We start from the raw sequence: 941 nt of genomic DNA on the forward strand, positions 1-941 counted from the left end.
ATAACTATAGCTATTGCTATAAGACCTCTTTTAATTATTTTATCATTAAGTCCGGCAGTAAACAACATACCTCCTATTATACAACAAAATACTATAGCCGTTCCTAGGTCTGGCTGTACAAGTAAAAGTAGTATTATAGGCGCAGCATATAATGCAAGCGGCACTATATCTTTTATTGTCTTTAATTTACCTTTTTTTTCTTCAACAATTTTTGCATAACTTAGTATAAAAGTTAATTTAACTAGTTCTGAAGTTTGAAAGTCTAAAGGTCCTAAGTGTAGCCACGATCTAGCTCCTGCATTAGCCTTACCTATTCCTGGTATCCATACTAATACTAATAGTATTACGCTTAATATATATAACGCTTTATAATACTTCCCTAAAAGATTATAATCAAATAACAATATTACAAATACAAGCCCCATACCAAGTAAGAACGCTAGTCCTTGTTTAGTTATCTGAGCGTAATTTCCTGTAGTAGTTGCATGAGTTGCACTACTTAGTATAACAAGCCCAAAACCAAATATACAAATAACTACCGCAATTAGCTTCCAATCAAGCTCTTTCATTAATTTAAACATTGATCTAAAATCAAACATGTTATCACCATCTTTCTTATTTGTGACAATACCTACGCAGTATCATTTATGTTAATGCAAAAAGGGGTTTGCTAATACGCTCCCCCCATTTTTCTATCTACTTCTTTCTTTTATATAGGACCATCTTCTTCATCACTTCTAGATTTAGCCATTTTTATTTCTAATCCGTCTTCTTCTATCTCAGCATAATTTGCAATAACTTTAAGTATATCTGACTTAATAAGGTCTAGAAGCTGTGGAGAACAGTCTATTCTATCATGCACTAAAACTAGTTTAAGCCTTTCTTTTGCTACATTTTTACTAGTTTTAGATTCATTAGAAAACATCTTAAATAAATCTAAC

General features: G+C 31.5%; 2 protein-coding genes. Both read right to left on the bottom strand.

All coding sequences use genetic code 11. The annotated features are described in order from the left end of the window. Positions 1-599: FtsW/RodA/SpoVE family cell cycle protein (locus AZI32_RS17070; RefSeq protein ID WP_162266750.1), on the bottom strand; the 599-nt coding region annotated here is incomplete at its 3' end. A gap of 110 nt (positions 600-709) precedes the next feature. Then, on the bottom strand, positions 710-941 hold a 232-nt coding region (minE, locus tag AZI32_RS17075), incomplete at its 5' end, for a cell division topological specificity factor MinE (RefSeq protein ID WP_242865324.1).

Source organism: Clostridium sp. ATCC 25772 (assembly GCF_001573875.1).
In the GTDB taxonomy this organism is placed as follows: Bacteria; Bacillota; Clostridia; order Clostridiales; family Clostridiaceae; genus Clostridium_J; species Clostridium_J senegalense.